Annotated in this window: 16 protein-coding genes and 1 riboswitch; of the genes, 5 read left to right on the top strand and 11 right to left on the bottom strand. The window is 61.6% G+C overall.

Annotated elements, in window-relative coordinates:
* Nucleotides 1-57 precede the first annotated feature (57 nt).
* Nucleotides 58-1,998, top strand: coding sequence for a glycoside hydrolase 5 family protein (locus tag LKX83_RS23465; RefSeq protein WP_227885264.1), 1,941 nt, complete (start codon nucleotides 58-60; stop codon nucleotides 1,996-1,998).
* A 619-nt stretch (nucleotides 1,999-2,617) separates the two neighbouring features.
* On the opposite strand, the gene LKX83_RS23460 is transcribed toward LKX83_RS23465, so the two are convergent.
* The 5 genes from LKX83_RS23460 to LKX83_RS23445 form a co-directional block, all read right to left on the bottom strand.
* A complete protein-coding gene (locus LKX83_RS23460) occupies nucleotides 2,618-3,043 on the bottom strand; it encodes a hypothetical protein (RefSeq protein ID WP_227885263.1) in 426 nt (141 codons plus the stop codon).
* Nucleotides 3,044-3,160: 117 nt separating this feature from the next.
* A complete protein-coding gene (locus LKX83_RS23455; RefSeq protein ID WP_227885262.1) occupies nucleotides 3,161-3,625 on the bottom strand; it encodes an NUDIX hydrolase in 465 nt (154 codons plus the stop codon).
* 23 nt (nucleotides 3,626-3,648) lie between these two features.
* Nucleotides 3,649-4,449 (bottom strand): APH(3') family aminoglycoside O-phosphotransferase, encoded by an 801-nt coding sequence (locus LKX83_RS23450; protein ID WP_227885261.1) that lies wholly within the window; start codon nucleotides 4,447-4,449, stop codon nucleotides 3,649-3,651.
* Nucleotides 4,446-4,577 carry a hypothetical protein gene (locus tag LKX83_RS34010; RefSeq protein ID WP_255654819.1) on the bottom strand — a complete coding sequence of 44 codons (132 nt, stop codon included), beginning with the start codon at nucleotides 4,575-4,577 and terminating at the stop codon, nucleotides 4,446-4,448. The genes LKX83_RS23450 and LKX83_RS34010 overlap by 4 nt, the downstream gene beginning before the upstream one ends.
* A gap of 181 nt (nucleotides 4,578-4,758) precedes the next feature.
* A complete protein-coding gene (locus LKX83_RS23445; protein ID WP_227885260.1) occupies nucleotides 4,759-4,959 on the bottom strand; it encodes a CsbD family protein in 201 nt (66 codons plus the stop codon).
* Between the two features lie 159 nt (nucleotides 4,960-5,118).
* Between LKX83_RS23445 and LKX83_RS23440 the strand changes: the two genes are divergently transcribed.
* Nucleotides 5,119-5,532, top strand: a complete 414-nt coding sequence (locus tag LKX83_RS23440) for a DUF1259 domain-containing protein (RefSeq protein ID WP_227885259.1) — start codon at nucleotides 5,119-5,121, stop codon at nucleotides 5,530-5,532.
* Nucleotides 5,533-5,604: 72 nt separating this feature from the next.
* Here LKX83_RS23440 and LKX83_RS23435 read toward each other — a convergent pair whose 3' ends face one another.
* The 3 genes from LKX83_RS23435 to LKX83_RS23425 form a co-directional block, all read right to left on the bottom strand.
* A complete protein-coding gene (locus tag LKX83_RS23435) occupies nucleotides 5,605-6,171 on the bottom strand; it encodes an FAD-dependent oxidoreductase (RefSeq protein WP_227885258.1) in 567 nt (188 codons plus the stop codon).
* Nucleotides 6,172-6,306: 135 nt separating this feature from the next.
* Nucleotides 6,307-6,489: an H-type small acid-soluble spore protein gene (locus LKX83_RS23430; protein WP_227885257.1), complete on the bottom strand. Its 183-nt coding sequence runs from the start codon at nucleotides 6,487-6,489 to the stop codon at nucleotides 6,307-6,309.
* The gene (locus tag LKX83_RS23425) at nucleotides 6,486-6,653 is read right to left on the bottom strand and encodes a hypothetical protein (protein ID WP_227885256.1); all 168 of its coding nucleotides are present in this window, start codon (nucleotides 6,651-6,653) and stop codon (nucleotides 6,486-6,488) included. The genes LKX83_RS23430 and LKX83_RS23425 overlap by 4 nt, the downstream gene beginning before the upstream one ends.
* Before the next feature lie 133 nt (nucleotides 6,654-6,786).
* Here LKX83_RS23425 and ku point away from each other — a divergent pair, with 133 nt between their 5' ends.
* Nucleotides 6,787-7,734 carry a non-homologous end joining protein Ku gene (gene ku / locus LKX83_RS23420; RefSeq protein WP_227885255.1) on the top strand — a complete coding sequence of 316 codons (948 nt, stop codon included), beginning with the start codon at nucleotides 6,787-6,789 and terminating at the stop codon, nucleotides 7,732-7,734.
* A gap of 289 nt (nucleotides 7,735-8,023) precedes the next feature.
* A riboswitch (cyclic di-AMP (ydaO/yuaA leader) is annotated at nucleotides 8,024-8,153 on the top strand.
* Nucleotides 8,154-8,161: 8 nt separating this feature from the next.
* Nucleotides 8,162-8,992: a CAP domain-containing protein gene (locus LKX83_RS23415; RefSeq protein WP_227885254.1), complete on the top strand. Its 831-nt coding sequence runs from the start codon at nucleotides 8,162-8,164 to the stop codon at nucleotides 8,990-8,992.
* A gap of 198 nt (nucleotides 8,993-9,190) precedes the next feature.
* On the opposite strand, the gene LKX83_RS23410 is transcribed toward LKX83_RS23415, so the two are convergent.
* Both LKX83_RS23410 and LKX83_RS23405 read right to left on the bottom strand, forming a co-directional pair.
* Nucleotides 9,191-9,448: a DUF6199 family natural product biosynthesis protein gene (locus tag LKX83_RS23410; protein ID WP_227885253.1), complete on the bottom strand. Its 258-nt coding sequence runs from the start codon at nucleotides 9,446-9,448 to the stop codon at nucleotides 9,191-9,193.
* A 127-nt stretch (nucleotides 9,449-9,575) separates the two neighbouring features.
* Nucleotides 9,576-10,322: an MBL fold metallo-hydrolase gene (locus LKX83_RS23405; protein ID WP_227885252.1), complete on the bottom strand. Its 747-nt coding sequence runs from the start codon at nucleotides 10,320-10,322 to the stop codon at nucleotides 9,576-9,578.
* A 159-nt stretch (nucleotides 10,323-10,481) separates the two neighbouring features.
* Here LKX83_RS23405 and LKX83_RS23400 point away from each other — a divergent pair, with 159 nt between their 5' ends.
* Nucleotides 10,482-10,913, top strand: a complete 432-nt coding sequence (locus LKX83_RS23400) for an Lrp/AsnC family transcriptional regulator (RefSeq protein WP_227885251.1) — start codon at nucleotides 10,482-10,484, stop codon at nucleotides 10,911-10,913.
* Nucleotides 10,914-10,962: 49 nt separating this feature from the next.
* Here LKX83_RS23400 and LKX83_RS23395 read toward each other — a convergent pair whose 3' ends face one another.
* A complete protein-coding gene (locus LKX83_RS23395) occupies nucleotides 10,963-11,913 on the bottom strand; it encodes an ATP-dependent DNA ligase (RefSeq protein ID WP_227885250.1) in 951 nt (316 codons plus the stop codon).
* Nucleotides 11,914-11,929: the final 16 nt, after the last annotated feature.

Raw genomic sequence — 11,929 nt, 5'->3', positions numbered from 1 at the left:
AGCGGCGGGACCTTCAAGCTGCCGCTCGCGTTCGGTCCGCCGAGAGGAGGAAAAAGGATGCAAGCGAATCCGCTGTGGGCGGGACAGGACCGCTTTTTCATCGGATGCAACTATTGGGCGTCGCATGCCGGCACGGCCATGTGGTCGGACTGGCGGCCGGACGTCGTCGAACGGGATTTGAAGCTGCTGGCGGACGAGGGACTCGAGGTGCTGCGGGTATTTCCGCTGTGGCCCGACTTCCAGCCGATCTCGACCGTATACGAGGGTCACGGCCATGCCGCCGGCGTGCGCTTCGGCGAGCGGCGGCTCCCGGACGACGAGCTGGGCCGCGCGGGAGTGTCGCGAGAGGCGATGGACAAGTTCCGGCAATTCGCGGACCTCGCCGGACAACGCGGCCTGAAGCTGATCGTCGGCCTCGTCACCGGCTGGATGAGCGGCAGGCTGTTCGTCCCGCCGGCGCTGGAAGGCCGCAACGTGCTGACGGACCCGCTCGCGATCCAATGGCAGGTTCGGTTCGTTCGCGGCTTCGTGCGGGCGATGGCCGATCACCCGGCGATCGTCGCCTGGGACCTCGGCAACGAATGCAACGCGATGGCTCCGGTCTCGACCGCCAAGGAAGCGTACGTCTGGACGGCGGCGTTGTCCGGCGCGGTGAAGTCGGCAGACCCCGGCCGGCCGCTCGTTTCCGGCATGCACGGCTTGTCGCCCGCCGGAAACTGGCGGATGCAGGACCAAGGCGAGCTGACGGATATTCTCACGACGCATCCGTACCCCTATTGGACGCCCTATGTCGATTACGACCCGATCACGACGATCCGGCCGCAGCTTCATGCGACGTCGGAAACCCTGTACTACGCTCAGCTCGGGGGCAAACCGTGCTTCGCCGAAGAGATCGGCACGATGGGGCCGATGGTGTCCGGCGAGGCCGAAGCCGCGGCGTTCCTGAGAGGCAGCATGCTGAGCCTCTGGGCGCACGGCTGTCACGGACTGCTCTGGTGGTGCTCTTTCGACCAGACGCTGCTGGCTCACGCGCCATACGATTCGAACGCATGCGAGGGCGAGCTTGGCCTCGTCACCGAGCAGGGCCGAGTCAAGCCGGCGCTTCGGGAGATGGGCCGTCTCCGCCGCCAAATCGGCGCCCTGCCGGATCTGCCGCCCAGGCGGACGGAGGCCGTTTGCATCCTGAACACGTCGCAGGAACACTGGCCGGTCGCATTCGGGGCCTTCATCCTCGCCAAGCAAGCCGGCTTCGATCTCGTTTATCGCTTCGAAGACCAGCCGCTCCCGGAGGCGAAGCTGTATCTGCTCCCCTGCCTAAGCGGAACGAAAGGCATCCCGAAGCAGCGCTGGCAGGAGCTCCTGGAGCGCGTTCGGGCGGGAGCCGATCTTTACCTGTCCATGGATGACGGGTACTTCCTCTCGTTCGAAGAGACGACGGGCCTGCAAGTAAGCGCCCGCGGCCGCCGCGTGGGAGAGGCCGTCGTGACGCTGCCGCCGACGGATGAAGATGTGCACGGCACGGTCCTCCGGTTGGCGAGCCCGTTCAAGTGGACGGTTCGCACGACGAGTGCGGAAGTGCTCGCCGCCGAGGAGGACGGTAACCCGGTGTTCACCGTGTCAAACTACGGCCAGGGCCGCATCTATTTCCTCTCGCTGCCGTTGGAGCTGGATCTCGTCCGCCGTCCGGGCGTTTGCGGCGACCCGGAGACGTTTCCCTACTGGCGGATGTACCGAACGATCTCCGGCCGCGCACGTTCGGACCGCGCGATCCGCGGAACGCCTCCGCTCGTCGGCGTGACGGAGCACGACGCCGAAGACGGCGGGCGGATCGCCGTCCTCGTCCATTACGCGGACCGTCCGGCGACGTTTGACCTCGATCTGTCCGAGGGTTGGACGTTCGAGGAATGCCTGTACGGCGAAGTGCGGCGGGCAGCCGCGCCGCCGGTCTGCTCGCTCGGCGCGAACGACGGCGCGGTCATACGCCTGCGGCGTCGTTAGCCCGGCACTGGTAGGAAGATCCTGAAATAACGTACTTAAGCCCCAACCCGGGGATTAACCGGAAATCCAGCTCAAAACCGATATCGATGCTTGACCAGAGGAGTAGATGGGAGTGCGTAAAAGCGGGCGAAAATTCTAACGGTTGTGAGCGACGCTATTTAGGCATAAATGGGGTTTGCAAAATGTAACGGTTGCGAGCGAGCCTATTTCCCGTTTTTTCGTAGACAGAAGGGCTGTTTCGTCCAAATAAGCGCGCATGCAACCGTTAGAAAAGAAACCTCCGTTTTTTAGACCGATTAGGCGCTATCACAACCGTTAGCGTAGCCATGTTCCAAACCGATCACTCGTTCGAAGCTAACCCGCTGATCAAGCACCGAATTCAGGTTGAGCCGGAAATCCGCCAGCTTGAACGGACGAGATGACTCCACGACCGCGCTGTTAGGCGGTTTTTTATGATGACTTTGGTATCCCTTTTGTAACCTAACGGAAAAGCAACAACCGGAATATAGTTACATTACTTTTGGGTCAATCTACTAGTCATGCCAAAAGACCTCCATCCCGCAGAAGGGGATGGAGGTCTTGTTCGCCGGGTAGTGATTCCTGTCTCGGCGCAGCCCTGCTAGACCCAGCTCATGAACTTGCCTTCCCGGACCTCGATACAGCGGCCCGTTGCCCATCGGATCAGCGCAAGGCGGTCCTCCCGTTCCGGGACTTGCAGGCAGTACTTCAGCGGAGGGATCTTGCGGCCGTAAGGCACGATGCCGATCCGGTCGCGTTCCATGCGGATGACCTCGATGCGGCCGGGGTGAAGCTCGATCCCGTGCACGGTCATCGTTTCGGCTCCCAGCTGCAGCCGGGGACGGCCGCGCCACCTTCGGATCGACAACGCCGCCAGCGCGCCGCCGAAGAGAAGCGCGGCGCCCGCGTAGTAGCCCCAGCTTCCTCCCCGCTCCATTTCGCGCAGCAGCCCGTAAACGGCGTACAGCGTCAAAAAAGCGAAGCCCGACAGTTTCCGAATGTCCATCGGATACTGCACGTCCAGCATCCTTTCCGTCCTCTCCAGCGCCGACATCCCGATCACCCTTTCCAGGTCCGCTAGATCCGCTTGTCCAAGTTCGTCATCCGTTTGTCCATGGTCCATCTTATTCGGGACAAGCATTGCTTATGCGTCGGCGACGGACGCGGCCGGCTGCCAGCCGTAGCTGTCGAACCAAAGCGCGGGCTCGTCCCGGAGGAGGGCCGCCTTCACGTACGGTACCATCTCCTCCGGCAGCGCGTCGATGGGATACCAGCGCAGCTCCTCGCATTTGTGCGGCTCCATGTTCGTGATTTCTCCGGCCCAACTCCGCACCCGCAAATAAAAGTCGATCCATTCGGACGACACGTTGCGGCGATGCATGACGCCGACGACTTCCAGGTCCTGCGGCGCGATGGCGACGCCCGCTTCCTCCCGGGCTTCGCGGATGGCTGCCGCGACCACTTCCTCCCCGCCGTCGATCCGCCCGGCCACGACGCTCCACTTTCCGTCCGCGAAGCCGGTATTTTGCCGCTTCAGCAGCAGCGTCTCGCGCCCCCCGTCCCGGAAGAACAACAGGTGGACCGAGCCGTAAAATATCGGTTGGCGCATGCTTTTCTCCTTCTGTCTCTTGTTCAGAACAACTCGTCCAGCAAGATGTAATAGTCGACTTTCTCGGGGTCCAGCTCCGGCAATCCGTATGCCGCGGCGAAAAGTTCCCTATAGACGTCCGTCCCGAAGTTATACCGCAGGCTGCGGATCGCCAGCGCGATGTCCTGGTACCGGTCGGCGACGCCCGCCCGGCCGAGATCGATCATGCCCGACAAGCGGCCGTCCGCAAGGACGATGTTGGGCAGACAATAATCGCCGTGCGCGAACACCAAGTCCTCTCCCGCCGGCTGTTCCCGGAGCAGCTGCGCATAAATGTCCTCGGCGGTCCGCTCGGCGCCCTCTGCCTGCAGCGCTTCGTCCGCCAAACCACCCCGTACCCGTCGACCGGCAGCCTGCAGCTTGATCTCCAGCCGCTGGTCCAAGGGACAGTCCCGGATGTCGAGGGCATGCAGCGCCTTGAGGCTCTCCGCATACAGGCGGACGAGCGTTTCGGGCCGCGCCAGCAGCTCCTCGTCCGAGCCGTCCCGGCCGGCGATCTCGGTCATCAGGAGATGGTCGCGGCCTTCGAAGGTCTCGAAGAACAAACGCCGCGGCGCGGGAAACCGTCCCTGCAGCCAATCGAGCGCCCGCGCCTCGGCTTCGAGCCCTTCGTCCTGCGGCGATGCCGGCGCGATCTTTAAATAGGCGGAAGCGCCGGTCTCGCCGTCGCGGTCCACCCGATAGACGGAAGCGCCCGAGTGGCCCACGCGATTGGCGGTCAAACGGCTGCCCGCCAGTCTCTCCGCCAGCGGAGCGGGCAGTCGCAGATCACTTGCTGCAGTCATTGTGTCAGCCTCCTCATATACCGCTTGTCCGCCCAATAGCTCCGTGCGAGAAAGGAGAGGATCTCCTTCTCGACCAGCAGCCCGGGATTCTCGCTGATGAAGGAATCGCCATAATCGACGTTGCGCATCGCTTGATTTCCCCCGTGTTCTTTTGGTCTTTTGCCATCATAGCCCAGATCGTGCCGGTTGGGAATGGAACGGCCTGCTGCGGCGGGTTCGGGGGTTGGAGGGGGAGGACTCCCTAGGCAAACACCGCATCACCATGGTATCCATGAAAAAAGGGAGAGCCTCCCGGGCCCTCCCTCCGCTTTATCGACCGGAGCGCTCATCGCGTCCGTCTTTCCACTCGCCGATCCGGTGCTGAATCTCGCCTTTGGCCTTGTCCCATTTGCCTTCGGCCTGCAGCTTCCGATTGTCGGTGGCGTTGCCCCACTGATCCTTGGCCTCGCCTTTGACCTTGTTCACGGCGCCTTTGATTTTATCGCTCATGCCTTCATGTTCGCGGTTCATACCACATCTCTCCTTTCGGAATGGGGATAATACTCGCTCTCTTTATTTACCCTCGACCGCCGCGGGACAATCATCCGAAACTGCCGGACCGGCCGCCACACCAATCCGGGATGGGCGAATATGCTGTACCATCCGGGCAAAAAGGAGAGCGAACCCGACATGGAAAAAGTCGAAGGGCTCTGCCGACAATTCGGCGAGCTTCTGCGCGGCAAAAGCCGCTTGCAAAACGGCGTTTGCAAAGTATCGCTGAATCGGAACTTCCCGGTGCTCGTGCAAGGTCGGTTGAGCGTCTCGGTCACGCCCGCCGAGGCGCAATTCGAATCGTTCGGACCGGACGGACGGGCGCTCAACCTGTCCGAGATCACCTTGCTGCCGGAGGAAGTACCCGCCTTTATGCAAGCGGTCGTCCGGCAAGGGATTATCGTAGCAGCTCTCCACAACCATTGGCTCTACACCGAGCCGTCCCTGCTCTATATTCACCTGCAATCCGTGGAGCCGCCGCTGGACTTCGCCCGGAAGCTCGCCGCCGCTTTCACGGTGCTGCGCAGCTATCCCGTACCCGCGAACGAGTAACCTCTTATTTAAAGAAAAAAGACCATCCCGGAAAGGATGGTCTTCGGAGCCGAACGGCCCGGGTCGCCTCTTTTAGGAGGTTTTCAGCACGTCGTGGTCGACGTAGCGCTCGCCTTTCAGTTCACTGATGATGTTGATCGCGACTTTGGCGCCGTCGCCCGCGGTGATGATCGTATGGACGCTGACGCCTGCCGCCGTACCTGCCGCCCAAACGTTGTCGATGCTCGTCTTGCCTTCGGGAGTGGCGTCGATCACGGTCTTGATCCGCGGCTCGGTGCCTGGCTTCGTCCGGACGCCGCTGGCTTCCGCCAAATCCGCAAACAAGCCCGTCGCGAGAATGACATGCTGCGCTTCGTGAGTGCCTTGGTCCGTCTCGATCGTGATAAAGCCGTCTCCGGCCGTCAGACGGGTCGCTTTGGCCTGGACGAATTCCGCGCCGAACTTGACGGCTTGGCGCTTGCCGACCTCGACGAGATCCGGACCGGCGATCCCTTCGACGCCGTAGTGGTTCTCCACCCACGCCCGTTTGGTGATGCTCTGGTCGCTGTCGATGACAAGCGTCTTTTTCCCGGCTTTGGCCGTAAAGATCGCCGCGCTCGCACCGGCTGGTCCCGCACCGATAATGGCTACCTCATACATGCTTCTTCTCTCCCTTCAGCAATGGACAGGTCTGATTCCGACCTTATTATACCATTACGAGGGAGCACTTTCCAAAAGAAAGCGGGAGTCGGGCGCTATGGCCGCCCGCTCTCGCGCGTTGTCGTTCGCCGAAGGTCAGCGGACTTCGTTCAGCCTATCTACCGCAACCGTCATGACGTTCGTCGGCCGGCTCTTGACTTGAACGGTCGCCATGCCGTTTGCTTCGTCCACGTTCTCGATCCAGACCGCCTGCCCCTCCAGCTCGACGGAGACCGTTTCCGCCGACTCATAGATCTGCTGCGCTCGCTTTGCGTTCACAGGCTGCCTTCCTCCTTCATCGTATGCGTCGTCGTTTCTTCGATTAGACCGTTGTGCTTGGTGACCTGGCCGCCGCCCAGCCCTTCGTTGATCATGCGGTCGATATCCATATCGTAGTCCTCGCGCCCTTCGTAGCGCGCGTCGCTGTTGTCGAGCTCGCTCATCGGTTCAGCCTCCGTCCATGGGATTGTGAAGGTCGGATTCCGTACGATTTTAATATGCCCGAGGCGGGTTTTTTGCATGCGCGCGGGGCAACCTGTCAGTAATACCCTGCCTGCAAAGGAGCGGAACTCCGCCATGCATACCGTTTGGAAAGGCGCCATCAGCTTCGGCCTTGTCCACGTGCCCGTCAAAATGTTTACCGCGACCGAGGACAAAGACGTGCATCTCCGCTACATTCACAAGCCCTGCGGAACGCCCATCGCCTACACGCGAAGCTGCCCGCATTGCGAGAAAGCCGTCGAGTGGGAGGAAATCTCCCGGGGATACGAGTACGAAAAGGGACGCTTCGTGCTGTTCGAGAACGAGGAGCTCGAGGCGGTCAAGCCCGAGAATACGCGTACGATCCAGATCCTCGACTTCGTCGCGCTCGAGGAGATCGACCCGATGTTCTATCAGAAGACGTACTATCTGTCGCCTGACCAGGCGGGCGCCGGCGCCTACGGCCTGCTGCTAGAAGCGATGCGCCAATCCGGACGAATCGGCATCGCCAAGGTCGCCATCCGCAGCAAGAGTAGTCTAGCCGCGATCCGCTGCGTAGATAACTGCATTTGTATGGAGACGATGTTCTACCCGGATGAGATCCGTGCGATCTCGGCCGTGCCGAATCTCCCGCAAAATCTGCAGGTGAACGATCGGGAGCTGAACATGGCTAAGCTGCTCATCGATCAGCTGTCCACGCCGTTCGAACCCGAAAAGTACACCGACGACTATCGCGCCGCCTTGCTCCAAGCCATCGAACGCAAAGTTGCCGGCCAGGGTGTGGATGTCGTTACCGCACCTGCCGCGGAGCGGACCAACGTCATCGACCTCATGGCCGCCCTCCAAGCCAGCCTCGAAGCCGTCAAGGCGCCGGCCGGCGCGATCGCGACCGACCCGGGAACCGCCGCCGGCGGAGGCGCCGCCAAGAAAGGCGCCCGTTCCAAGAAGGCGGCCCCTGCCGCGGCCGCCGGCGGTGAGACCGGTGCCCCGGCGGCGCCGAAAGCAGGCGGATCGCGGGCCCGCAAGCCGAAGGAAACGCCATAGGCCGCGGGCTCCGCATGCAGGGAGATCGGTTGCGACCCTGACAATCGAATAGGATAAGATCGCGCCAGGAGCTCTTCGGAGCTCCTTTTTGTCGTGTCTCCGTTTGCTGAGAAAAGCTTAATAAACCTCATCTATCAAAATTCCGCCGCTCGTGCGCGGGTTGAAAAAAAGCGATGATCGCGGGGGTTTGGCGCCAAACGCCCTGTTTTGCCGCTTTCTCATCCTCTTCCAGTCTCTGGATTCTACCAATTTTTATCCCATGATTCGCACCATCCTCCCTGCTAGAATGAGAGACATCGAGCCGAAGCCCAAACGGGCACGGGGGAACCAAGTTCGTGGGGTGAAGCCGCGCACAGCGGCGGGGGCGCTCTTTGATCCCAACCCGGCAGCTAACCTCGCAGGCTGAACAAAGGGAGGAATTCGCATTATGAAAAAGAACTTCGGTAAATTGGCTTTGTCGAGTGCACTTGTTCTGGCGTTGTCCGTCCCCGTAGGTGCAGCTGCATCTGCCGCGAGCGCCACGCCGACGACCACGACGAAGACCTATGCCGCTGCCTATACAATTAATGCCGATCAACTGTCCCAGATTCTCGGCAATTCCGACCAGCTGTCCAAGATTGCCGGTCAATACGGTATCGACTGGCAATCGCTGCTGTCCCAGCTGCCTAACGGCAACGGCAATGTGACGACGAAGCCGGTCACGCCGGCACCGACGCCTGCTCCGGCGCCTTCCAAACCGACGACGCCTGCTCCGACGCCGACGCCGTCTAAGCCGACGACACCGTCCAAGCCGACGACGCCTTCCAAGCCCGCTACGGGCAATAATGGCTCCGCGAACGCGGGTACGGGCTCCTCGGCCGGCAACAGCGGCTCGGGCTCCAACACCCAAGTTTCCGATTATGCTGCGCAAGTCGTGAACCTGGTGAACCAAGAACGCGCCAAAGCGGGTCTCGGCGCGCTGAAGAGCGACAGCAAGCTGACGCAAGTCGCAGTGGCGAAAGCCAAGGACATGTACAACAACAACTACTTCGACCACAACTCGCCGACGTACGGCTCTCCTTTCGATATGATGAAGAAGTTCGGCGTTTCCTATAACGCGGCTGGCGAAAACATTGCCAAAGGCCAACGCACGCCGGCTGAAGTCATGAACGCTTGGATGAATAGCCCGGGCCACAAAGCGAACATCCTGAACGGCAGCTACAAGTCGATCGGCGTCGCATACTACAACGGCGTATGGGTGCAAGAGTTCACGGGCTGAGTTGGAATATTGATCTTGAAAACCGGGCAGCATTTGCTGCTCGGTTTTTTGCTGTGGAAAGGTGCGGGAGCGAGGGGAAAGCAAAAACGCCGCCCGCCTCCCGTAAGGGAGACAAGCGGCGTATGCTTCACGCGTTTCGTTACGAACTGCCTTAAACATACCACGCCCGGATGCGGCTGTCTATCACTAGCCCCTGCCTCAAGGAAACGGCAGCCATTCGTGAAGCTTCGGCACGACAAGCAGCAGCGCGCCCGCCGCTCCCATCAAAATGCCCTGCACGCGGATGATCCGCAAATGGTCGTCGGCCGGCTCCCCGCTCGTCCCCCAACGCCAGCCCTGGACGAACCGCCAGATGGCTCGCGGATATAGAATGACGAAAAAAGCCGAGCCGGTCCAAAACACGAGCAGCAGCGACAGCATCAAGGCGGCGGAATGCATCGATTCCGGCGTTGCCATGGCGCACCCTCCCGTTAGATGATGGCGAAGTTTCTCTCTCTATTTTATCTATGTCGCCGCCGTCGGGAAAGTGCCGTCATTTGGGGAAAAGCAGCATGTCCGAATCATCGGGGACGCCTAAAAGCGTTTATAGCCATTCTCCGTCCCCCGGCAGACGGACCCGATCCGCCAATCCGGCGGTGGCCAGGGCGTCGCGGAGGTCCTCGCGGGTGACGAGACAATGGTTAATCGCGTCCATATGGACCGCGACGACCTGCATATCGGCATCGCTCCGGCACACGGAGACGATGTCTTCGGGCGTCATCGTAATCGGGTCGCCGGCGAGGAACCGGGCGCCGCCCGCATTGACGACGATCCAATCGGGACGAAAATCGGCGATCGCCGCCTCGACCTCGGGGCACCAGATCGTATCTCCGGCGATATACAGCGTCGGCTCGCCCGGCGCGCGCAGCACGAAACCCGATACCGGTCCCATCCGCTCGCCGATCTCTCCCGTGCCATGTTGTCCGCCGGTACGGGAAATCGTGAGGCCATCCACCGTCAGCGTATCCCGAACCGCCGTCGCCTTCGCGAAGCCCTGATCCTGCAGCGCCGCCTCGTCTTCCGGCTGGCAGAGCACGCGCAGCTCCTTGGAGAAAAAGGCGGCCGCCGCCGCATCCCAGTGATCCGGATGCAGATGCGTCACCAACAGCAGATCGGCGCCCGCCAGCTCATCATTCGGCATCGGCAGCGGGACGAGCGGATTGTTCCGCGGATTCGGACTGTTCATAATGGGCGGATTCACGCCCGCATCCGACAGCATCGGATCGATCACGATGCGATGAGTTCCGTATTCCACCCATAGCGTTGCGTTGCGAATCAGTCGTATTCTCATCCGTCATCTCTCCTTCGCCGCCTGTGTTTCTCGGCCGGCACCTCTTTTGATACAATGTTACATGATCGGCAGTCCCTCGTTGAACCGTCCGATGAAAAGAAATGCCCGGCCCCGCTTTCATCGTGAAAAAAGACGGCGGCACCAGAAAGAGGAACGCATATGATCGATTATACGCCCGACGAAACGGATATCCGCATTCTGACCAGCCTTCGGGAGGATGCCACCCGATCCCACAAAGAAATCGGCCAACTCGTTCACCTGACCGGGCAGGCCGTCGGCGCGCGCGTGCGCCGGCTGGAGGACGCCGGCATTATCGAAGGCTATGCCGCGCGGATCCGGGAGGACCGGATGGGCTTCCCCGTTCAGCTCGCGCTCGTCACGGTATTCATGCATCCCGCTTCGTCTCACGAAGCGTTCCAGCGCTTCGTCCGGGAGCAGGCTTGCGTCCGGGAAGCGCAGCGCGTCAGCGGGGAAGGCTGCTACTGGCTGCGGGTTCAGACGCGGGACCACGAGGAGCTGAACGGATTCCTGGACGACCTGCTTCGCTTCGGCAATTACCGCACGAGCCTGTCGACCGCCCGGATCAAATAACGCCGCGCCCGCCCGATTCCTCGTTCGGCGCCAAACCGCCTTCTCTCCGTTACTTCAGCTGTCCAAAGGTGCAGTCGGCGGAAGCGGCGTCGATGAACGCCTGCAGCACCGGCTGGCGCAGCGTCCCGCCATCGGTCCATTCGAGATAATGGACCTTCACCGCCCGCTCCCCGGGCCGAATCCATACGGCCTCCCTTTCCCGTTCCGCGCGGTTTCGAAAAGGGCTTTTTGGCGCGCCTAGCGCCGGCAGCTCCTCGGTCAAGGCGCGGTAGTCGGCGTAGGTCAGCTTGCCCGCTCCCGCATGGCCGATATAATGCAGATCCCCCGTTTCATCGTACAGCCCCAGCAAGAGCGCGTTCACCGTCCCGTCGCGGATCGTGACGCCGCCGACCGTCGCGGTCAAATCGCGGATCACCTTTTTCTTCTGCCACCGCTTGTCCTTACCTCCGATCGCGTAGACGCTGTCGAGGTCTTTGGCGACGACCCCCTCCATCCCGTGCGTGCGCATGACATCGAATAGCGCATCGGGCTCGCTCATATTGGTCACCGCTTGTACTTGGGGGTGCGGACGAAGCAGCTCGCTCAGCAGGGTTTGACGTTCCCGCAGCGGGAGCTCCGTCGTCCAGCGTCCGTTGGCGAACAGTACGTCGAATACCATGTAGGTGACCGGTACCGCATCGATGGCTCGCCGGATGCCGTCCGCCTTGCGGAGACTGTCCCTCCGCATGATCTCGTGAAACGACGGACGCGCATGGTTAAAGGCGATGAATTCGCCGTCCAGGATGACGGAACCGGCCGAGACGATGTCGGGGGCGTGCGTGAATTCGGGGTATTGGGCGGTACGGTCGTTCAGGCGGCGGTTGACGAGCCGGGTCGCTCCGCCGTCGTAATAGGTCAGCATGCGGACGCCGTCCCACTTGATCTGGGCGATCCACGATCCGCCGGCGGGCAAACGATCGGTCTGAACGGGCTCGAACGGCGGCACGGGCTTCAGGTGCATGGAAGCTTCTCCTCTC

Origin of the sequence: Cohnella baijiui (assembly GCF_020731285.1) — a bacterium.
Taxonomy (GTDB): Bacteria; Bacillota; Bacilli; order Paenibacillales; family Paenibacillaceae; genus Cohnella.
Note: the sequence above shows the minus strand (reverse complement) of the source record. Positions and strands in the feature narration are given on the sequence as shown.

Coding starts and splice junctions, on each gene's coding strand:
- LKX83_RS23465 (WP_227885264.1), top strand. CDS start 58: ATGCAAGCGAATCCGCTGTGGGCGGGACAGGACCGCTTTTTCATCGGA.
- LKX83_RS23460 (WP_227885263.1), bottom strand. CDS start 3,043: ATGCTGGACGTGCAGTATCCGATGGACATTCGGAAACTGTCGGGCTTC.
- LKX83_RS23455 (WP_227885262.1), bottom strand. CDS start 3,625: ATGCGCCAACCGATATTTTACGGCTCGGTCCACCTGTTGTTCTTCCGG.
- LKX83_RS23450 (WP_227885261.1), bottom strand. CDS start 4,449: ATGACTGCAGCAAGTGATCTGCGACTGCCCGCTCCGCTGGCGGAGAGA.
- LKX83_RS34010 (WP_255654819.1), bottom strand. CDS start 4,577: ATGCGCAACGTCGATTATGGCGATTCCTTCATCAGCGAGAATCCCGGG.
- LKX83_RS23445 (WP_227885260.1), bottom strand. CDS start 4,959: ATGAACCGCGAACATGAAGGCATGAGCGATAAAATCAAAGGCGCCGTG.
- LKX83_RS23440 (WP_227885259.1), top strand. CDS start 5,119: ATGGAAAAAGTCGAAGGGCTCTGCCGACAATTCGGCGAGCTTCTGCGC.
- LKX83_RS23435 (WP_227885258.1), bottom strand. CDS start 6,171: ATGTATGAGGTAGCCATTATCGGTGCGGGACCAGCCGGTGCGAGCGCG.
- LKX83_RS23425 (WP_227885256.1), bottom strand. CDS start 6,653: ATGAGCGAGCTCGACAACAGCGACGCGCGCTACGAAGGGCGCGAGGAC.
- ku (WP_227885255.1), top strand. CDS start 6,787: ATGCATACCGTTTGGAAAGGCGCCATCAGCTTCGGCCTTGTCCACGTG.
- LKX83_RS23415 (WP_227885254.1), top strand. CDS start 8,162: ATGAAAAAGAACTTCGGTAAATTGGCTTTGTCGAGTGCACTTGTTCTG.
- LKX83_RS23410 (WP_227885253.1), bottom strand. CDS start 9,448: ATGGCAACGCCGGAATCGATGCATTCCGCCGCCTTGATGCTGTCGCTG.
- LKX83_RS23405 (WP_227885252.1), bottom strand. CDS start 10,322: ATGAGAATACGACTGATTCGCAACGCAACGCTATGGGTGGAATACGGA.
- LKX83_RS23400 (WP_227885251.1), top strand. CDS start 10,482: ATGATCGATTATACGCCCGACGAAACGGATATCCGCATTCTGACCAGC.
- LKX83_RS23395 (WP_227885250.1), bottom strand. CDS start 11,913: ATGCACCTGAAGCCCGTGCCGCCGTTCGAGCCCGTTCAGACCGATCGT.